Annotated in this window: 16 protein-coding genes; 2 read left to right on the top strand and 14 right to left on the bottom strand. The window is 53.3% G+C overall.

What is annotated here, in order from left to right:
- Positions 1 to 8 precede the first annotated feature (8 nt).
- Both arsC and ACUN8H_RS16340 read left to right on the top strand, forming a co-directional pair.
- Complete coding sequence (gene arsC, locus ACUN8H_RS16345; protein WP_445533112.1) at positions 9 to 416, top strand: arsenate reductase (glutaredoxin); 408 nt, start codon at positions 9 to 11, stop codon at positions 414 to 416.
- Between the two features lie 26 nt (positions 417 to 442).
- A complete protein-coding gene (locus ACUN8H_RS16340; RefSeq protein ID WP_445533111.1) occupies positions 443 to 751 on the top strand; it encodes a CC/Se motif family (seleno)protein in 309 nt (102 codons plus the stop codon).
- A gap of 65 nt (positions 752 to 816) precedes the next feature.
- On the opposite strand, the gene arsJ is transcribed toward ACUN8H_RS16340, so the two are convergent.
- The 14 genes from arsJ to ACUN8H_RS16270 form a co-directional block, all read right to left on the bottom strand.
- Positions 817 to 1,998 (bottom strand): organoarsenical effux MFS transporter ArsJ, encoded by a 1,182-nt coding sequence (arsJ, locus tag ACUN8H_RS16335; protein ID WP_445533128.1) that lies wholly within the window; start codon positions 1,996 to 1,998, stop codon positions 817 to 819.
- 49 nt (positions 1,999 to 2,047) lie between these two features.
- Positions 2,048 to 3,079: an ArsJ-associated glyceraldehyde-3-phosphate dehydrogenase gene (locus ACUN8H_RS16330; protein ID WP_445533110.1), complete on the bottom strand. Its 1,032-nt coding sequence runs from the start codon at positions 3,077 to 3,079 to the stop codon at positions 2,048 to 2,050.
- Positions 3,080 to 3,204: 125 nt separating this feature from the next.
- Complete coding sequence (gene pstB / locus ACUN8H_RS16325) at positions 3,205 to 4,044, bottom strand: phosphate ABC transporter ATP-binding protein PstB (protein ID WP_290696098.1); 840 nt, start codon at positions 4,042 to 4,044, stop codon at positions 3,205 to 3,207.
- A 26-nt stretch (positions 4,045 to 4,070) separates the two neighbouring features.
- Entirely contained in the window at positions 4,071 to 5,237 is a 1,167-nt protein-coding gene (pstA, locus tag ACUN8H_RS16320) for a phosphate ABC transporter permease PstA (protein ID WP_445533109.1), read from the bottom strand.
- Between the two features lie 18 nt (positions 5,238 to 5,255).
- Positions 5,256 to 6,506: a phosphate ABC transporter permease subunit PstC gene (gene pstC / locus ACUN8H_RS16315; RefSeq protein ID WP_445533108.1), complete on the bottom strand. Its 1,251-nt coding sequence runs from the start codon at positions 6,504 to 6,506 to the stop codon at positions 5,256 to 5,258.
- Positions 6,507 to 6,657: 151 nt separating this feature from the next.
- Positions 6,658 to 7,671 carry a PstS family phosphate ABC transporter substrate-binding protein gene (locus ACUN8H_RS16310; RefSeq protein WP_445533107.1) on the bottom strand — a complete coding sequence of 338 codons (1,014 nt, stop codon included), beginning with the start codon at positions 7,669 to 7,671 and terminating at the stop codon, positions 6,658 to 6,660.
- Between the two features lie 128 nt (positions 7,672 to 7,799).
- Positions 7,800 to 8,531 (bottom strand): sulfite exporter TauE/SafE family protein, encoded by a 732-nt coding sequence (locus ACUN8H_RS16305; protein ID WP_445533106.1) that lies wholly within the window; start codon positions 8,529 to 8,531, stop codon positions 7,800 to 7,802.
- A gap of 44 nt (positions 8,532 to 8,575) precedes the next feature.
- Complete coding sequence (locus ACUN8H_RS16300; RefSeq protein WP_445533105.1) at positions 8,576 to 9,763, bottom strand: multidrug effflux MFS transporter; 1,188 nt, start codon at positions 9,761 to 9,763, stop codon at positions 8,576 to 8,578.
- A 236-nt stretch (positions 9,764 to 9,999) separates the two neighbouring features.
- Positions 10,000 to 10,518 carry an STAS domain-containing protein gene (locus ACUN8H_RS16295; protein ID WP_445533104.1) on the bottom strand — a complete coding sequence of 173 codons (519 nt, stop codon included), beginning with the start codon at positions 10,516 to 10,518 and terminating at the stop codon, positions 10,000 to 10,002.
- Positions 10,508 to 11,701: a PP2C family protein-serine/threonine phosphatase gene (locus tag ACUN8H_RS16290; protein WP_445533127.1), complete on the bottom strand. Its 1,194-nt coding sequence runs from the start codon at positions 11,699 to 11,701 to the stop codon at positions 10,508 to 10,510. Before ACUN8H_RS16290 ends, ACUN8H_RS16295 begins: the two co-directional genes overlap by 11 nt.
- A gap of 8 nt (positions 11,702 to 11,709) precedes the next feature.
- Complete coding sequence (locus ACUN8H_RS16285) at positions 11,710 to 12,534, bottom strand: MlaA family lipoprotein (protein ID WP_445533103.1); 825 nt, start codon at positions 12,532 to 12,534, stop codon at positions 11,710 to 11,712.
- A 43-nt stretch (positions 12,535 to 12,577) separates the two neighbouring features.
- Entirely contained in the window at positions 12,578 to 13,699 is a 1,122-nt protein-coding gene (locus ACUN8H_RS16280) for a beta-ketoacyl-ACP synthase III (RefSeq protein WP_445533102.1), read from the bottom strand.
- Positions 13,700 to 13,827: 128 nt separating this feature from the next.
- Positions 13,828 to 17,832 carry an ATP-dependent RNA helicase HrpA gene (gene hrpA, locus ACUN8H_RS16275; protein ID WP_445533101.1) on the bottom strand — a complete coding sequence of 1,335 codons (4,005 nt, stop codon included), beginning with the start codon at positions 17,830 to 17,832 and terminating at the stop codon, positions 13,828 to 13,830.
- A 163-nt stretch (positions 17,833 to 17,995) separates the two neighbouring features.
- Complete coding sequence (locus ACUN8H_RS16270) at positions 17,996 to 19,666, bottom strand: AMP-binding protein (RefSeq protein ID WP_445533100.1); 1,671 nt, start codon at positions 19,664 to 19,666, stop codon at positions 17,996 to 17,998.
- Between the last annotated feature and the right edge of the window lie 162 nt (positions 19,667 to 19,828).

The following is a 19,828-nucleotide window of genomic DNA, read 5'->3' as shown; positions in this document are numbered from 1 at the left end:
AGGTCACCATGCCCGTCACTATTTATCACAACCCCAACTGCGGTACTTCGCGCAATACGCTGGCAATGATCGAGGCTTCTGGGGAAACCCAAGAGGTGATTTATTATCTTGAAACGCCGCCAAGCCGCGAAAAACTGCTAGAACTTTTGGCGCTGATGCAGATATCACCTCGAGAATTGCTACGCCGCAAAGGCACACCCTATGATGAACTAAACCTGGACGATCCATCTCTTACCGATGAACAGCGTATCAACGCGATGATGGCCCACCCGATTCTGATTAATCGCCCAATTGTAATAACCCATAAAGGCGCTCGGCTTTGCCGTCCTTCGGAGCAGGTGTTGGATTTGCTAGAACAACCTATACCTCACTTTATTAAAGAGGATGGCGAAACCGTTTATTACCCGCAGCCCTGATAAGCGAGATAACGAAGTGAGCTAAGATGAACAGCATCATCGAAATTGGCAGTAGTGCCATAGCGTTTATTAAACAAAACGGAGGGGCCGTGACCGTTCGCTTATCCCCTCGCCACGGCTGCTGTGGAGGATTAGCCAACGTCGCAGTCGCCGAGGCAGGTCTACCAGCAGACTCTTCGCTCTATCAGCGCCATTGTTACCATGACGTTCTCCTCTTTATTGACCCTAAGCTTGTCGGCCATGGCTTAAGGGTCGACGTCGAGGGATGGTGGAAACTTCGACATCTTTATGTGGAATGTTCAACCCTGCAGTCGGGGCCAGCGAATAATCAATAGCGTTAAACAAGCCGCCAACATCAGAGCAGTGGTCAGTAACAATGCCTCAGCACCGTTTTGCTCTATCAGAGGAGAGCGGATGATCCCTTTTGTTTAGGCAACGCTAGCGCCATTAAAGCGCTGGCAGCCACTAGAGCCGCGGATACCCATAAGCAGGCACTCAGCCCGTAAGCCATATATAGCCAACCGGAAAGCAGCGTTCCTGCTAAACGCCCCATGGCATTGGCCATATAATAGAAACCGACATCCATAGAGACGCCGTCAGCGCGGGCAAAATGCACGATCAAGTAGCTATGCCAACTGGAGTTAATCGCAAATAGCACCCCAAAAGCGAGCAGCCCAACCACTAACCAACCGACTTGCGCCAAGGGCAGCATGGCCAAAACAATCGCCAACACCGCCAGTGCCGCTGCCCAGCCGGCGGTAAGTGCTCGCGCATCGCCTTTGATCAAGCGGGTCAATTTAGGTGCCTGGGTTTGCACACCGCCGTAGCCGATCACCCATATCGCCAACAAACCACCCACCGTCCAGTGGCTCCATCCATGCTGGTCGTATAAAAACACCGGAAGCGCGACCACGAACCAAACATCTCGCGCTGCAAAGAGGCAAAAGCGTGCCATGGAGAGCACGTTAATAGCGCGTGATTTCGAGAAGATTTCAGAGAACTTGGGTTTAACTTTCTGGCGGCCTAAATCTGCCTTGAGCCGCAATAGCGAAAGCAGCAAGACACCGCACAACATCACCGCCATCACCAGCACAGCAGCTTGGAAACCAATCAACGTCAGCAGCAGCCCGCCGACAAAAAAGCCCAGCCCTTTTAGTGCATTCTTGGAGCCGGTTAGCATCGCCACCCAGCGGTAAAGCGAGCTGTTGGCGTTGGCGCTCTCTTTAGGCACCAGCACCTTAACGGCGCTTTTCGCGCTCATTTTGTTAAGGTCTTTAGCAATCCCTGACAATGCCTGAGCAGCTATGATCCAGGCAACGGTTAAGAGGCTAGCAGGCACCATCAACATGGCGAGCGCGATAATCTGCAGCCCTAACCCCACATTCATGGTGCGGTTAAGACCCAGCCGCGCCCCTAACCACCCTCCTACCAGGTTAGTCACCACGCCAAAGGCTTCATAAAACAGAAACAGCATGGCAATTTCTAACGGCGAGTAACCCAGTTGGTGAAAGTGCATCACCACCAGCATGCGCAGCGCGCCGTCGGTGACGGTGAACGCCCAGTAATTGCCGGTAATCAGCATGTATTGGCGCACCTCGAAAGGTAACGCCTTGACTCTGGTTAGCAGCGATTCAGCCACGACCCACCTGCTCACCCCCAACCAGCAGAGCAAGTTCAGCCGTGCGGTTGGCGTAGCCCCACTCGTTGTCATACCAGGCATAGAGTTTGAGTTGGGTGCCGTTGATCACCATGGTAGAAAGCGCATCAATAATCGAACTGCGTGGATCGGTGCGGTAATCGATCGACACAAGGGGACGCTCTTCATAGCCTAAAATACCGGTAAGCTCGCCATCAGCGGCGGCTTTCAAGGCAGCGTTGACCTCTTCCACGGTCACTTCGCGCTCAAGCTCGAACACCATGTCGGTCAATGATGTGTTGGCCAGCGGCACACGAATAGCATGGCCATTCAGCTTGCCTTCCAGCTCGGGAAAAATAGCCGTAATGGCTTTTGCTGAACCGGTCGTGGTCGGAATCAAACTCATGCCGCAGGCACGCGCCCGGCGGAGATCTTTATGCGGCGCGTCTAAAATCGTCTGAGTATTGGTAATGTCGTGCACCGTGGTCATCGAGCCATGGCGAATTCCAAACGTTTCCTGAATGACTTTAACCACCGGTGCCAAGCAGTTGGTGGTGCAACTGGCAGCCGTGACAATCGCGTGTTTAACAGGGTCGTAAAGATGCTCGTTTACTCCCATCACCACGTTGAGCACACCCGCTTCTTTCACCGGCGCGCTCACCACTACGCGGCCAACGCCTTGCTCAAGGTACGCCTGTAGCTGAGTCGTGGTTTTCATTTTGCCCGAACACTCGATGACCACATCGCAGCTCGACCAAGCGCTATCACCGATCGCATTGTTGGTACTGAAGGCAACGGTTTTACCATCGACAACAATCGCTTGATTCGCTGCCGAGATCCCCTTCCCAGGCGCCCAGTGCCCGTGCACCGAGTCAAACTCAAGCAAATGAGCAAAGGTGGCGGCATCGCCCCCTGGGTCGTTGATGCGGATAAGTTCGACCTTGCCCGCCTCTACCTGCGGCCACAGGCAACGCAACGCCAAACGGCCAATACGACCAAAACCGTTAATACCAATACGAAGAGACATAAAGGCCCCCTGTTATCTGTTTTTTGAAAAACACAGCGACTACATATGAAAAAACATATATAGATGATTAAAAAAATAACAGGCAGGCCCACTGATTGCCAGTAAACCTGCCTGAAAACTACCGGTTAACCATAACGACCAGAGATATAATCTTCTGTCTTTTTCTGGGCAGGTGTCGAGAACATTACTTTCGTATCATTGTACTCAATAATTTCCCCCAGGTGGAAGAATGCCGTGTAGTCGGCCACCCGTGCCGCCTGCTGCATATTATGAGTCACGGTGATGATGGTAAATTGATCCTTCAATTTGTCCATCAAGTCTTCGATCGTCGCGGTGGAAATCGGGTCGAGTGCCGATGTCGGTTCGTCCATCAATATAACATCCGGCTGAACCGCAATCGCACGAGCGATACAGAGCCGCTGCTGTTGGCCACCTGACAAGGAGGTACCGGGCTCTTGCAGTTTGTCCTTCACTTCATTCCATAAACCCGCATCGCGCAAGGCCTTTTCTACCAGCTCATCCTGCTCGGCCTTACGGCTGACCAAATCGTGCATGCGCGGCGCATAAGCGATATTTTCATAGATCGATTTAGGGAACGGATTCGGCTTCTGAAACACCATTCCTACCCGGCGACGCAACGCTACTTCATCCATTTTCGAGGCGTTGACGTCACGACCATCCATTTCCACCAACCCTTCAAGGCGTACACTTGGGATAAGGTCGTTCATGCGATTCAGGCAACGCAAAAAGGTCGACTTACCGCACCCCGATGGACCAATCAGTGCCGTCACATTCTTCTGGAAAAGGTCAATATTAAGGCCACTCAGCGCCTGATTTTTGCCATACCACAAGTTCAAATCGCGAACTCGAAAACTCACATCGTGGCAGGCTGCGTTATTTCGTGTGTAGGGCTGCCCTACCGCAGGTGTCTGCTGCCCGTTCATTACAGTTGCATGGCTATTCATAGTAATGTCCTCTATAACGCACTGGCCTACCAGCGACGCTCAAATTTCTTGCGTAATACAACGGCGAAAGCGTTGAGTGAGATGAGTATGGTGAGTAATACCAAAATACCGCCGGCTGTTTTTTCCACGAACGCCTGTTCAGGCTCACCTGACCAAGTAAATATTTGTGCAGGCATCACCGTCGCCGCATTGGTAAACGATGCGCCCACATCGGGTATAAATGCCACCATCCCAACGATAATAAGCGGCGCTGTTTCACCCATCGCCTGTGCAAGACCAATAATAGAGCCGGTCATGATGCCCGGCATCGCCAAGGGTAGTACGTGATCACGTACTACCTGCCAGCGCGAACAACCCACCCCAAAGGCCGCGTGGCGGATAGAGTCTGGCACACTGCGAAGCGCAGTACGGGTAGAAATAATGATAACCGGCAGCGTCATCAGCGCGAGTGTCATACCGCCTGCCAACGGGGAAGAGCGGGGCACGCCGAAGAAATTAATGAAAATCGCCAAGCTCAACAAACCAAACAGTATCGAAGGAATCGCCGCGAGGTTATTGATATTAATTTCAATAATCTGAGTAAATCGGTTATCTGGGGCGAACTCCTCTAAGTAAACAGCCGTCATTACGCCAATCGGAAAAGAAATTGCCAGCGTGACGATCATGGTCATCACGGTGCCCACAACCGCAGCGAGGATGCCCGCATTTTCGGCTATTTTTGAATCACCATTGGTAAAGAAGGTGGCGTTAAAGCGCATAGACACTTGCCCGGCTTCCACGCGCTCGTCAATCGCGGCCTGTTCTTCGGCGCTCAGCCTATTTCGATGGCCTTTAAGGTATTGATCCACCTCACTGTTGGCCAACACCCACTGCTCTTCGCTAGTACCTATCATTTCAGGATTATTGCGAAGCTCCATCGGAATGATGCGTACCACGGTACGGCTGATAATGGGCAACAACTCTTCATCAAATGCTTGCCGTCCGTCGGTTTCAGCTTCTTCGTTATAGCTAATTTCCGTTTGAACATATGCCTGCTGAAAGGCGGGTAGCCCCTTCGTCAGCATATCGGCAAAAAACAGCACCAGGAAAAGCCCCGCGAGACCCAGCGACCCCATCGTTATCCACTTGAGGCGGGCGGACTTACGGTGGCGCCGCTTAAGCTGCTGGCTGATTTCGTCAAAAGTGTGGCTCATCGAAACAGTTCCTCAGCGTTACAGGTTATTAACGCGATATTTTTCGCGGAAACGACGAATCATTAATACAGACACCAGATTGAGTGCCAATGTGACAATGAACAGCACTAGGCCTAAAGCAAAGGCTGACAATGTTTCGGCACTTGCAAACTCCTGGTCACCGGTGAGTGCGGCCACGATCCTTACCGTTACGGTGGTCATGTCTTCAAGCGGGTTAGCCGTCAGGTTGGGGCGCATACCTGCGGCCATTACCACAATCATGGTTTCGCCCAGTGCCCGCGACATCCCCAACAGCGAGGCTGAAATAATCCCTGGTAGTGCCGCGGGGACCACCACATCACGGATCGTTTCGCCCTTAGTCATGCCAAGTGCCAGCGAGCCCTGGCACATGCTGTCAGGCACAGAATTAATCACATCATCAGAGAGCGATGAAATAAACGGAATGATCATGATGCCCATCACGATGCCAGGTGCCAGGGCATTGTTATAAGAAGCGTCCAGCCCAAAGAAACCGGCGATATTGACAATGATGGGTGCCACGGTAATCGCGGCGAAAAAGCCGTAAACTACCGTCGGAATACCCGCCAACACTTCTAGCACCGGCTTTGCTACGGTGCGCACACTGCGTGGCGCATACTCGGACATGTAAATTGCCGACAACAAGCCGATAGGCACAGCGACCAGCATGGCTATGGCAGTGATCATGAAAGTACCGGCGAACAAAGGTACCGAACCAAATTCGGCACCGCTGCCATCACCGCGACCAGCAGATGCTAAAAAGCTGGCGCCTGGGTTCCATGTCGTGCCGGTAATGAACTCCCAGAAGCTGTGCATTTGGAAAAAGCGCAGCGCCTCGGAGATGATCGAGAACAAGATGCCGAACGTCGTTAAAATAGAGATTAACGCAGCCCCGGCTAACACTAGGCGGATGACCCGCTCAATGGCCTGGCGGGCATGAAAATCAGGTTTCACATGGTTCAGACTTACCATTAGACCGATGGCTGCTATTACTAAACTCCCCGCCAGCAGATAGAGCGTGGGGATGTCGGCACCCATTATAAGCAACACAAAAGCACCCAACGTGCTCACTAGCACGGCAGGCCCGGCGGTGGAGAGCACGGTAAACCAGGCGTATTGATCTGGCTGAGCAAACATAGCCGTGCCCGCACTGCGCAGGCGGGTGGCTTTTGTACGGCCAGCAAAAAACGCCAGCAGCCCCAGCAGTAGCAACGCACCGCAAAAAATCAGAAGAAGCTGGTTAGTCTGCATCGAATTTCTCTCGCATTACTTAATGAAATCGTATTGGCAGCTACTTTGGGGCACAAACATTACAGCAATGTGACAAGCGCCAATTTATCGCTGTCAAAAAACAAAAGGTCGGCAGCTTTCGCTGCCGACCTTTTGTTTCTAACTTAACGACTTACTTAAGAATGTCTGCTGACATGGTAGTGCGGTCCGCTACGGCTTGACGCCACTCTTCACGCTCGCCTTCCGGCAGCACGATCAAGCCGAGATCACGCAGGTAGCCATCTTCACCGATCATCATCTCGCCCATAAACATGTCGACATACTCATACATTGGCGGCACTTCTTCGGCGTGCTGGTTCTTGACGTAGAACCACAGTGAACGCGCGATAGGATAGTCACCCGAGCTAATGGCTTCGGCTTCCGGCGCTACGCCATCAATGCTGGCAGCGCTGATCGTGTCAGTGTTCTCTTCCAAGAAAGAGTAACCGAAGATACCAAACGCACCAGTGTCTTCTGACAGGCGCTGTACGATCAGATTGTCGTTTTCACCGGCATCAATATAAACACCATCCGAACGGATCTCGGTGTAGCCTTCTTCGCCGTAAATTTCCATTTCAGTCGAAGTGCTTTCCATCACGAGTTCTTCAAACGCGTCACGCGTACCAGAAGTAGTTGGCGGCCCATAGATGGAGATTTCACGGTCCGGCAGTGAGGAGTCGATGTCGCTCCAGTTGGTGTAGGGGTTATCAACCAACTCACCATCAACCGGTACCTGAGCAGCAACGGCCATGAAAATTTGCTCAAGCGTCAGGTCAACGTCGTCGTTGGAGCTTGACTGGCCCAATACGATGCCATCAGAACCAATTTTGGCTTCGGTAATGTCGGTAACGCCATTCTCGTCACAACGCTCGAATTCAGCGACTTTCATGCGGCGTGAAGCGTTGGTGATATCGGGCGTGCCTTCACCTACACCGTTACAGAACAGACGCAAACCACCGCCCGAACCAGTAGATTCGATGACAGGCGTCGGGTTGCCGGTAGTAGCACCGAATTCTTCAGTCACGTAGCTGGCAAACGGATAAACGGTACTGGAACCTACGATACGGATTTGATCACGGGCTTGAGCAACACCGGCAACGCTCATTACAGCAGCCGCGAGCACGGTGGTTTTTAGAATACGGTTCATGCGAAATACTCCTGTTCATGTAGGGATCTGGCCTTCGCAAGGCATACCTTGCACTGGTTCCATGACAACTTCATGACAGTGAGTAATAGATGGAAAAATTTCTGATACGGAAGGAAGTTCGCTTTCAATTACAGTAGCAAACCCAGTGCCGCCAAGGTACACAAGGCCAACGAAGCGCCTTGCAGTATGCGTCTATCCAAGCGATGGGCAATAGCGTCCGCCACGGCGTTACCTATCAGCACCGCGGGAAGGAAGGTAAGGGCAACCTGAAAATGCCATCGCTGAATCTGGTTAGCGAAGGCGAGCGTAATAATGGTCAATAGTGAGGTCAAAATGAAAAAGGCAGCCAGGTTTCCACGCACACGATCAGCAGGCAAGCCATGCATTAATATCACCATGGGAGGGCCACCGATGGCAGCAACGGTGCCAAAAATACCTGACAATACACCAGCGCCAAATAATGTGATTCTATTGACCGGCAGCTGAAATCGGCAGAGCGTTACCAGTACAGCAAACAGCACGATGATGGCGATTAGCTTTTCTAACAGAAACATCGGCGCGGCGAGCAGCAGCCAAATACCCAGCGCATTGCCAGGCAGTCGCCCTACTAACGCCATGCCAATTGAATCCAGTCGCACCTCGTGCCAATAGTGACGCACCATCATTAATGAAACGGTAAAGCCAAACAGCACTAAAATGACCGGCACCAATCGTGGCTCAAGCATCAGCAGCAACGGCGCCCCGATAACGGCCAAACCGAAACCGGTGGCGCGCTGGACAAAGGCACCCAGCAGCAGCACGGCTGCGCAGGCGAACCAAGTGCCCATCGGCATATTGACCCAGGCCAGCATGCTATCCATCACGGCTGTTCATTCTTATTACTCATTCCTGCGATTCACCTCTGTTACTCGCTTATAACGGGCGCCTTGGTTAATTTACGCACACCGATATTGCCCAGCAGCGCAGCGCCCAGCATGGTGAGTACCATTGGCCAAAGGTGTTCAACTTCAAATAGCCCTACCATCACGCCGGCGAGCGCGCCGCAGGTAAATTGGATGCCGCCTAACAGTGCCGTTGCCGTAGCACTGATATGGCCAAAATGATCCAACAATGAAGAGATGGCATTAGGTGTAATCAAACCAATCATGCCGGTAAACAGCATAATCAGCGGTACCACGATCACAAGCGAGGCCATATTCAGCGCAGTAACTACCACCAGCAATAACGCGGCAACGAGCTGCACAAGCAGGCCTAAGCGTAAGTTTTGTTGTGGCGTACGCTTTCGCAATAGATAAATATTGACGCGATTTGAAAGCGCAATCACCACGACGTTCACGCCAAAAACGAGCGGATAGGTGCTGGGTGAAAGCCCAAAGTAGTCGAGATAGAGAAACGGAGAAGCGGTGACAAAGGCAAAAAGCCCAGCAAACGACGCCGCTACCGCACAGATGTACCCCATTCCTTCCCGGTGCTTGAGCACACTCGCATAGTTGCGTATGACTTGGCGGGGTGACGCTGCCGGTAATGACATATCGCGGGTTTCGGGTAGCCGTGTACCCAATAACCAGAGCAGGAAACCCGCATACACAGCGAGAAAAACGAAGATCAGCCACCAGCCCGCAATATGCAGCAGCAGGCTGCCGACTGCAGGTGCCACCAACGGCGCTAGCATCATGATCATCGCCATAGTCGACATGACTTTGGCGGCCTCTCGGCCACTAAAGCAGTCACGCACAATAGCCGCCGAGTTCACCACACAGGCCCCGCCGCCCAGCGCCTGCACAAATCGCCACGCCAGTAGCGTCGGCAAACTCTCGGCGGTGGTTATGGCCAAACTCGCCAGCATAAATACCATTAGGCCGCCCAGCAGAACTGGCTTGCGTCCCATTCGGTCTGATAGCGGCCCAAAGCAAAGCTGCCCCAGGGCAAAACCGAATAAGAACACGCTGATGGATAGTTCAGTGCGGTGAATACTGGCGCCGATACTCTCGGCGATGATACCCATGGCAGGCAAATAGGCGTCGATGGCAAAGGGCGCCAGCGCCGTGTTGGCGGCCACCAACAGCGCTACCCGGCGAGGATTAAGATCCATGGGTCTCCTTAGGGCAATTGTGATCGCACTGGAATAGATAGGCCGCTAATCATAGCCGATTTTAACGCATTTGTCGGGGCTGAACGCATGGCAACGAGTCTGTCGCCGTTAGTTATCACTATGTCGCCGGGACGACGATAGGCGACTGGAAAGCACCCTCGTGGGCACCTGACCTAGTCCCAACGAGGCGCGATGCTCTCTTGGCGAGGCCATCAGCTTATTCACGAGAAATGCGTTCAGTGATGCGTGGCAGCGTCCTGAGACTCAAGCATGTCAACCAATGGCTGAAACTGCTCACGGTTATGCTCGTTCATGTGCATCAAAATACGGTGGGCTTCCAGGATTCGATCCCGCAGCCCCTCTTCATCGGCAGGCTCTTCGGGGAGTTCTTCTAACACATCGTTGAGCGTCGTCGCTTGCTGTAACGGGGCTTCCATTAACGTAAAAAAGCGCGCGAAACCCATGACGTTCAACATTTTTCGAACGTCGTCATTATCGACAATAATGGTCGGTGGCTGCTCTAAGCGACCTTTTACCGCCATCGCGACCTTCGCTAAAAACCCCAACGCCGTCGAATCCACATTAGTGGCTTCGCGTAGGTCAATAAGAACGGCACGCAAACCCGGCGTCTCGGCGAGACGTTGGGCTTGCGTATCCAGCGTAGCGCAGAGCGTTAAACGCACATCGCCACACAATTTTAGAACAAAAACACCAGAATCGAATGCCGCTTTAATGCGGCCTTCTTCATTCAGCATGACCAAATCCGCTCACCATCATGATTGTTAGATCATCGGGTAAAGCATCGCGCTCCTGGTTCGCATCGAATCCCGCATCGCCTTCTGCAAGGAGAGCGTTTGTTTCAGCTAGCCGGTCGCGCAACTGCTCAAGCGTGACACTCTCGCTTACTAATTGCTCAAGCTCCTTGAGCCGCGTGTCGAGCGTTTTACCCGGCAAGCATTCCAGTACGCCATCTGAACAAAGCCATAAACGAAAGTTATTCGGCAACGCACAGCTAAGCGAAGGATACTCCACATCGGGGAAAAGGCCTACTGGCATTCCTTCGCCTTCTAGGCGCCTTAGCTCTCCTTCTGTCGCCAAAAGCGGCATGGGAAGCTGGGCGCCGAGCGAATAGTGCAGAGTCTGCGCCTCATGGTCAATAACACCAACAAATAAGGTCGCATGTTTACCGATATCGGTACCCTGCAGTTCACGATTCATTGCCTTCAACCAATCCGGCGGCAACTGTTCCGGCTGCTGTCCATCCCACTCGCTCAACCAGCGATTACATAAATACTTAAGCAGCACCGTCACAAACGCTGACGATGCACCGTGTCCCGAGACATCCGCAAAGTAGAAGGCGCTATAACGCTCGTTATAACGTTGATAATCAAGGAAATCACCGGATAAGTAGAGGGAAGGCGCAAACACATAATCGTAAAACACCCCATTGATGACTTTGGGGCGAAGCGGCAATAAACGCCGCTGAATATGACCACCGCTCTGCTGATCCATCCGCAGAAGCGCTAAATGCGTTTCCAGACTTTCATTTAACTCTGCCAACCGTGCGTGATCACGCTCACGCTCCAGGGCCAAATCATTAAGCTCGATCGCTTTACGGATCATTCGCCGCAGTAGCTCGGCGTGTCGCAGCGGGTGGACGATATAATCCACTAACCCCACATCAATCGCTTTAATCAGATCAGCGTCCTGACGTGAATCACTCACCACCAGGGTTGGCAAACGGAGGGTTAATTGCGACCACTGTTGCCGCGGGACTGCTCGTGCGTGGGCAACAATAAGCGCCGTGCCCGCCGGTAAATGCGCGATGTCATCAGCGGCAAATACCCACATGCCATCGCAGGTAATCGCTTCTGCCAGCGCATCGCGTTCACGCCCCGGCTCGTCGATTACCGCGATCAACTGCTTAGAATGCTCCATCATAAGCCTCAATCGGCGCTATTTTCGCCACCAACGCCGTCATCACCAGCGTCGCTGTCTTCAAAGTCGCTATCATCAAAGTCGAAGGTATCGCTGGCAAAGGGATCATCGCCTAACTCTCCATCACGCACCTCGAACTGGCGGCTCTGTAAATAAGCATCACGAATAAAGCGGTAGCGATCACCGCGAATCAACTCTTCCTGATCGAGCAAGCCAGCACGTGTGTCAATCAGGTTGAGCGCTGTCAGGCTTATGCGAACGGTATCATCTTCTACGTAGGTAACCGGGTAGGCGGCGATGTCAGCAGGTAAGCCCGTGGTGTCACGCAGTGTACTGGGACCCAAAAAAGGCAGCACCAAATAGCGTGAATCCTCCCAGCCCCACACTGCTAGCGTTTGGCCAAAGTCTTCTTTATCAGCCATCACTTCCATGAGCGTTGCGTAGTCTAACAGCCCGCCAATACCCACGGTGGAGTTAATCAAAAAGCGTGACGTAGCGAGGCCTGCGTTGGCAGGCTTACCTTGAAGCACGCTATTCAGTGCAGTTCGCAATTCGCCTAAATTGGAGAAAAAGTTACCTACCCCCGTTTCCACCGGGTCGGGTGTAATCGTACGATAGCCTCTCGCCACCGGCTTGAGCGCGTAACGATCCAAGACGTCATTGAAGGCAAATACTTTGCGGTTAAAGCCTTCCCATGGGTCGTCCGGGTTGGTGTTCTCTGCTGTTTGAGTGCTGGCACAGCCACTGCTTGCTAATAACGTTACCAGCAACAGCGGCAACCCTTTTGAGCGCCACGAAAGCGTTGACTTGCCGTTACTTAACCACTGCCACATGACATTTTCCTTTTTTCTGATTCCGCAGCACGTTTACAGAGAACTACACCCGCCGGATAACGATACTGCCTGCGCTATAGCCAGCGCCAAACGAACAAATCACGCCGACATCTCCTTGGTTGAATTGCTCGCGATGAAGATGAAAAGCAATAATCGAGCCCGCTGAGCTGGTATTTGCATAGCGATCCAGAATGATGGGTGCCTCGGTTTCACTTGGGTCATAACCCAACACCTTGCGAGCAATCAAATCGTTCATGTGCCGGTTGGCTTGATGCAACCACATGCGTTTAAGGTCGCTTCCGCTTAACTCCAAAGACGCCAGATGGTCGCTAATCAATTTGGCCACCATGGGGCAAACTTCTTTAAATACTCGCCGCCCTTCCTGTACGAACAGCTTATCCAAGGCGAGCGGATCGCTGTCTGTCACGCGATTTAAAAAACCCGAATTATTACGAATCGCATTGGAAAACTTAGTGATCAGACGTGTACCGAGAATTTCATACTGCTCATCAGCCACGGCAACCGCGCTATTTTCTAGTACCACAGCGGTACAGGCATCGCCGAAAATGAAGTGGCTGTCACGGTCCCGAAAATTCAGATGTGCTGAGCAAATTTCTGGATTAACCACCAATGCACGCTTGACGCTGCCCGAGGCAATGGCATTGGCAGCTGTTTCTAGCGCAAATGTCGCCGAGCTGCAGGCCACATTCATATCGAACCCGTAGCCACCGGCACCCAGCATTTGCTGGACTTCCACCGCCACGGCAGGATAGGCGCGCTCCAAATTCGAACAGGCGACAATCACCAACTCAATGTCAGCGGCATCCACATGCGCGGTCGCCAGCGACTGACGCGCGGCTTCTGCCGCCATCTCACACTGCAGTGAAGGCTCGTCATTGCTCCGCTGTGGCAGTTTAGGCCGCATACGCTGTGGGTCAAGGATTCCTGACGCATCGAGTACATAGCGGCTTTTAATCCCAGAGGCTTTTTCAATAAACTCGCTGCTCGAGTAAGCCAACGGCTCGCGCTCGCCTTTCGCAATGGCCTCAGCGTGCTGCTCGTTCTCACCATCGACCCATGCATTAAATGCCGCCACCAGCGCTGCATTATCAATGGCGTGTTCCGGTGTATAGAGTCCTGTACCGGTAATCACCACTTGTGTCATGCCAATCTCCTCTAAGCGGCTTGCCATCGGCGCTGGCCTAGCATGGCTAGGGCATACTCTGTGGCAAACCTATAACGTAACTGTGTGCGTAAAATAGCGGTTTTTCCAGCACCTTTTTCAACCACTGGCTAAACGCTAGTCATCTCTTGCCAGCGCTTTTCAAGGCGTTTCACCGAGACGGGCATATGGGTACCCAATTGCTGTGCAAATAAAGACACTCTCAGCTCTTGCAGCCACCAGCCAAAGGTCACTAACTCTGGGTCTTCAACCCGCCCTCGCCGCTCGCTTTCACGGCGGGCATCAAAACGGGCTTCTAGCGCCTGGACGTCCTGCATCATCATTTGGTCACGACCGCGTTCCCGGGCGGCTTTTTCAAGCCGTATAAGCGCCGCCTCAGTATATCGTGGGTACTCATCCAGCCACTCACCGGCATCTTTTATAAAGCCTGGGTAGACCAACCGCTGCATCTGTGCACTAACGTCGCTGTAGACCAGAGCTAAAGCAAAATTAAGCTTGCCTTTGAGTACTTTAGTAACTGCCAGGTGCCCTTTTAAAGCTTCCTCTATACGTATCAGCAGTGCTTTCGCTTCGTCTATGAGTTGACCCTGAGTAGCGTTTAATCGCTGGCTAAACTCCCCTTCCGAGCGCGGCAGAGGGTGCTGAGCAATGACCTGAGCAAACACCGCGAGAAGTAGATCATAGATCAACGGTTGTTTACTGCCCACCTTGGCGAACAGTAGCGCGCAATTCTCAACCCCCGGCAATTGCTTTATCGCTTTCACCTGCTCGGGTAGTTTGGCGATCGCCAGCTTGGCGATACCTTCTTGGTGGGCAGCCTCCGCTTTGGCGGGATGATCAAACAGCACAACTTTGAACTCGCTGGCGTCGACCACTAGTGCCGGATACGCCTCTACACGAATACCCGCTTGGGTAGTAACACGAGAAGTAGGCAGCGGCGCTTGAGGCAACCCGGCAACGGCAGGCTCAGCATTGACCTCTTCTGCCAACGCCTGAGCGCCCGCGCTGGCGGCGGCTTCGAAGCGCTGCTCCAACGCGCGAAGATCGCGACCCTGGCCAAGAGTTTCACCGGCGTGATCCACCACGCGAATATTCATGATCAAATGCGATTCGAGCAAATCCAGCCGCCAATCATCGGGATGAACCCGCGTCGATGTGCGGCGGCGGATAAACTCCCCTAACGCCTCGGTTAATGGGCGCTGATCGGGTACCAGGGTTTGCAATGCCGCATCCACCCAATCAGGGATCGGCACGACTTGCCGACGGATGCTTTTCGGCAGCGACTTAAGCAACGCGATACATTTTTCACGCAACAGCCCCGGCACCAGCCACTCCAGCGCATGCACCGGTACTTGGGGGAGCATGGCGGCCGGCACGGTGAGGGTGACGCCATCGTCTTCGGCATCAGGGGCAAAGTGGTAGCTGACCGGGTAGGCGACGCCTGCCAGGGTTAAATGGTCCGGGTACTGTGCCTGGGTGACATCGCCCGTGTCGCGAGCTTTTAGCGAATCAAGATCGAAATGCAGTAATTGCGGATCTCGTTGCTCGGCCTGTTTGCGCCAGTGCTCAAATCCCTTGCCATTGACGATTTCGGTGGGGATGCGCTCATGATAAAAATCGAACAGCGTCTCTTCATCGACTAAAATGTCACGCCGCCGAGCGCGATCTTCCAATGCTTCAACTTCATCGATCAGGGCGCGATTATGGTCAAAGAAGGTACCTTTGGTGTGAAACTCACCCTCTACCAGCGCGCGGCGAATAAACAGCTCACGGGACTCCTGCGGGGCGATTGGGCCGTAATGCACCCGGCGGCGCGCCACGATCGGCAGGCCAAATAGTGTTACCTGCTCAAATGCCACCACCTGTGCGCGCTTCATTTCCCAATGCGGCTCGCTGTAGCTGCGCTTCACCAGATGTTGTGCCTGGGGTTCAATCCACTGGGGATCGATTTTAGCCACGGTGCGGGCAAACAGCCTGGAGGTCTCCACCATCTCGAACGCCATGATCCATTTTGGCGATTTCTTGGCCAACCCAGAACCTGGGTGGATCATAAACTTACGATTACGGGCGCCGAGATACTCACGGTTCTCCACCAGCGTACCTAAATTGGAAAGTAGCCCTGAAAGCAACGCTTGGTGCACTTTACCGGAGGTCTTACGACGTACCTGCTTCGCCTGCTCTTCACTCTCTTCTTCATCACGTGCAGCCGGCGCGGGCACTTCGATTTCCATATCGCGTAACAGCTGACGCAGCTGACGAAAGGTATCGTGCCACTCCCGCATGCGCAGATAATTAATGTAGTGTTCTCGACACCAGCGGCGCAGTTGATTGCCCGACAGAGACTCGCGAGCGTTCTCAATGCCGTGCCAGAGGTTCAACAACGCAACGAAGTCTGAATCCGGATCGTGCCAGCGCTGATGGGCTTGATCGGCGGCTTGCCGTTTGTCAGCAGGCCGGTCACGTGGGTCTTGAATGGCCAGCGCCGAGACCACGATCAGCACATCACGCAGACTGCCGAATTCGGCACCCGCCAACACCATGCGCGCCAAACGGGGGTCTATCGGCAGCCGCGCCAATTTGCGGCCAAGCGGCGAGAGATGCTGCCGCTCGTCAACCGCCCCCAGCTCGAACAGCAGTCGAAAGCCATCTTTGACAAAACGGCTGTCCGGCGGATCAACAAACGGAAACGCCTCAATATCGCCCAGCTTGAGCCCCAGCATCGATAGAATGACTGACGCCAAGTTGGTGCGCTGAATTTCGGGGTCGGTAAACCCTGGCCGGGATAGAAAGTCTTCTTCACTGTAAAGGCGAATACACACGCCTTCCGCAATCCGGCCGCAGCGACCCTTGCGCTGATTGGCACTGGCTTGGCTTACCGCTTCTACCGGCAGACGCTGAATTTTGGAGCGATAGCTGTAGCGACTGATACGCACCAGACCAGGGTCGATCACATAGCGGATGCCCGGCACCGTCAGCGAGGTTTCCGCCACGTTAGTGGCAAGCACGATGCGGCGACCGCGGTGAGGCGCAAACACCCGGTTCTGCTCTTCATTGGAGAGCCTGGCGTAGAGCGGCAGGATTTCAGTGCCTTTCAAATCGGCCCGGCGCAGGATATCGGCGGTTTCACGAATTTCACGCTCACCGGGCAGGAACACCAGCACATCTCTGGGACCGTGTAGCCAGCCTTTTTCACGCTCGATGGCTTCAATTTCACCCACCGCGTGCAGAATACCTTCTTGCAGCGTACGGTCTTCCTCATCCGCATCATCCCGAACCAGTGGCCGGTAGTGCACCTCAACGGGGTAGGTGCGCCCAGTGACTTCAACGACCGGGGCGGGCGTCGTAGCAGTGCCAAAGTGTTTAGCAAAGCGATCGACGTCAATGGTCGCCGAGGTAATGATGACCTTTAGGTCTGGCCGCTTTGGCAGCAAACGCTTGAGGTAGCCAAGTAGAAAATCGATGTTCAGGCTACGTTCGTGAGCTTCATCAATAATGATGGTGTCGTAGCGCAGCAGCAGTGGATCGTGCTGGGTCTCGGCCAGCAAAATGCCATCGGTCATCAATTTCACCAGCGTGCTCGGGCTACTTTGGTCGGTGAAGCGCACCTGGTAGCCGACCTGCTCGCTCAGAGAAACCTCCAGCTCTTCTGCCAAACGAGCCGCAACGCTGCGGGCAGCCAACCGCCGTGGTTGGGTGTGGCCAATCAAACCACGACGCCCCCGACCCAGCTCCAAACACATTTTAGGTAGCTGCGTGGTTTTACCTGAGCCGGTCTCCCCTGCCACCACCACGACTTGATGGTCGCGTATCGCGTTAACAATATCCTCTTTGCGTTCGACGACCGGTAGCTCGTTCGGATAATTAAACACGACCTGCTGGGCCTCACGTAGGCTGAGCTGTTGCTGGGCACGGCTAAGCTCACGCTCTACCTCGATTAAGCCACGGCTAATGGGCTTGTTATCGCGTAGGCGGCGTTTTAAGCCAGCCAAGCGGCGTTCCAGCCGCTCGGCATCGCGCAGCATCACATCGCCCGCCGCCTGTTGAAGCGCCGCAAGACGTTGACTATCGGTAGGGGCTGAGGCTGTATCGGTGGTCACGATAGCGTCGGTTTCCATTCGCTTGGGTATTAAACAAAAGACATTGAATAAGAAAAAGTAACAAGAGATACAAAAAATCAACCCGCTCATTTGAGCGGGTCTGAAACACAGTTGTGTAGTGTAACGCTTTCAACTCCTCGACGCCTAACCGCGGATCGGGGGTTGAATATTGGCGAGCAGGTCAGGCTTTTGAAGGTTCCTCATCACGCAGTTGGCGGCGCAGCACTTTGCCAACGTTGGTTTTAGGTAATTCCTCCCGGAATTCAATAATTTTAGGCACTTTGTAGCCTGTTAGCTCTTTTTTGCACCAGTCGCGTAGGGTTTTCTCATCCAACTGACTATTTTTGCTCACCACGAATAGCTTGATCACTTCCCCTGCGTTTTCATCCGGCACACCCACCGCGGCTGACTCCAGTACATCAGGGTGAGCCGCCACAACATCCTCAATCTCATTGGGATAAACATTGAAGCCAGAGACCAGGATCATATCTTTTTTACGGTCAACAATGCGGATATAGCCATCCTCCTGCAGGATGGCTATGTCACCGGTGTGGAACCAGCCACTCTCATCAATAGACACGCGTGTTTCGTCTTCACGCTGCCAGTAGCCTTTCATCACCTGCGGGCCTTGTACGCAGAGCTCGCCTGGCTCCCCTAGCGCCACCTCGTTGCCATCCGCGTCGACCACCTTGACGGCGGTGCCCGCGACGGGTTTACCAATGGTGCCTAGTTGTATGGCATCGGTCGGGTTAAAGCTAACGATCGGCGACGTTTCGGTAAGCCCATACCCTTCTGCGATAGGACAACCGGTGGTCTGCTCCCAGCGCTGAGCAGCCGCTTTCGTGAGTGCCATGCCACCTGAGATGGTCAGCTTCAGCTTGGAAAAATCCAGCTGTTTGAAATCGTCCCGATTGCATAGCGCATTAAACAGCGTATTGAGGCCAATAAAGGCGGTGAAGGGCAATCCCTTAAGTTCTTTGACAAAACCATCCAAATCGCGAGGATTGGTAATCAACAAAGAGTGGTTGCCTGTCTCCATCAAAAATAAGCAGTTAACGGTAAATGTGTAAATGTGGTAGACCGGCAACGGTGCAATGACCAGCTCTTCACCATTGGTTAGGTGAGGTCCGATAGCTTCGCGTGCTTGCAGCATATTGGCGATCAAGTTGCGATGTGTAAGCATCGCCCCTTTCGGCATGCCTGTCGTGCCACCGGTGTATTGAAGCGCGGCTAAATCATCGGAACTTCTCTTGACCTCGGTATGATTAAGCGAGGCCCCTTTTTTCAGCACATCGCGAAAGCCAATCGCACTGGGTAACGAATAGGCGGGCACCATTTTTTTGACATGCTTAACCACCGCATTGATCAACCAACGCTTAGGCACATCATGTAAATCAGCTAATTGAGTGACTAAAACGTGCTTGATGTCTGTTTTATCGAGCACTTTCTCCAGCTTATCCGCCATATTGGCCAATATTAAAATAGCTTTCGCACCAGAGTCCTTGAACTGGTTGGCCATTTCACGCTCGGTATAGAGCGGATTGGTATTGACCACGACTAGCCCTGCTCTCAGTGCACCAAACACCGCGACCGGGAACTGAAGGACGTTGGGGAGTTGGATAGCAATTCGGTCACCTGGCACAAGATCGGTTGCGTGCTGTAACCAAGCGGCAAAGTCAGCTGAAAAACGGTCAAGGTCGGAAAACGTGAGTGTTTTCCCCATACAGGAAAACGCCGGTTTCTCCTTAAAACGCGCTACTGCGGTATGAAAAACATCCGTGACTGAATCGTACTGATCCAACCCTTCAAGCGCTGGGCCACGTAAAACGGCGGCGTTGGCGTGTTCGCTCATGGGCAATCTCCGCTATCCATGTCGGCGTGCTCACCGACCTTGTTGTTGTCGCTAGGCTTTTTCTGAAAACTAGCAGCGCTCGCTGACTTCCAAACAAGCCCTTGTGAAAGAAGCCAACGATATACGACCCATGACAAGCTGTAAAACGATCGATTGAAACTT

The sequence above is a fragment of the Vreelandella sp. V005 genome (genome assembly GCF_052645115.1).
Note: the sequence above shows the minus strand (reverse complement) of the source record. Positions and strands in the feature narration are given on the sequence as shown.

What these genes read in the sequence shown, in the direction of transcription:
- arsC (WP_445533112.1), top strand. Translation starts at nt 9, where the DNA reads ATGCCCGTCACTATTTATCACAACCCCAACTGCGGTACTTCGCGCAAT.
- ACUN8H_RS16340 (WP_445533111.1), top strand. Translation starts at nt 443, where the DNA reads ATGAACAGCATCATCGAAATTGGCAGTAGTGCCATAGCGTTTATTAAA.
- arsJ (WP_445533128.1), bottom strand. Translation starts at nt 1,998, where the DNA reads ATGCTGATTACCGGCAATTACTGGGCGTTCACCGTCACCGACGGCGCG.
- ACUN8H_RS16330 (WP_445533110.1), bottom strand. Translation starts at nt 3,079, where the DNA reads ATGTCTCTTCGTATTGGTATTAACGGTTTTGGTCGTATTGGCCGTTTG.
- pstB (WP_290696098.1), bottom strand. Translation starts at nt 4,044, where the DNA reads ATGAATAGCCATGCAACTGTAATGAACGGGCAGCAGACACCTGCGGTA.
- pstA (WP_445533109.1), bottom strand. Translation starts at nt 5,237, where the DNA reads ATGAGCCACACTTTTGACGAAATCAGCCAGCAGCTTAAGCGGCGCCAC.
- pstC (WP_445533108.1), bottom strand. Translation starts at nt 6,506, where the DNA reads ATGCAGACTAACCAGCTTCTTCTGATTTTTTGCGGTGCGTTGCTACTG.
- ACUN8H_RS16310 (WP_445533107.1), bottom strand. Translation starts at nt 7,671, where the DNA reads ATGAACCGTATTCTAAAAACCACCGTGCTCGCGGCTGCTGTAATGAGC.
- ACUN8H_RS16305 (WP_445533106.1), bottom strand. Translation starts at nt 8,531, where the DNA reads ATGGATAGCATGCTGGCCTGGGTCAATATGCCGATGGGCACTTGGTTC.
- ACUN8H_RS16300 (WP_445533105.1), bottom strand. Translation starts at nt 9,763, where the DNA reads ATGGATCTTAATCCTCGCCGGGTAGCGCTGTTGGTGGCCGCCAACACG.
- ACUN8H_RS16295 (WP_445533104.1), bottom strand. Translation starts at nt 10,518, where the DNA reads ATGCTGAATGAAGAAGGCCGCATTAAAGCGGCATTCGATTCTGGTGTT.
- ACUN8H_RS16290 (WP_445533127.1), bottom strand. Translation starts at nt 11,701, where the DNA reads ATGGAGCATTCTAAGCAGTTGATCGCGGTAATCGACGAGCCGGGGCGT.
- ACUN8H_RS16285 (WP_445533103.1), bottom strand. Translation starts at nt 12,534, where the DNA reads ATGTGGCAGTGGTTAAGTAACGGCAAGTCAACGCTTTCGTGGCGCTCA.
- ACUN8H_RS16280 (WP_445533102.1), bottom strand. Translation starts at nt 13,699, where the DNA reads ATGACACAAGTGGTGATTACCGGTACAGGACTCTATACACCGGAACAC.
- hrpA (WP_445533101.1), bottom strand. Translation starts at nt 17,832, where the DNA reads ATGGAAACCGACGCTATCGTGACCACCGATACAGCCTCAGCCCCTACC.
- ACUN8H_RS16270 (WP_445533100.1), bottom strand. Translation starts at nt 19,666, where the DNA reads ATGAGCGAACACGCCAACGCCGCCGTTTTACGTGGCCCAGCGCTTGAA.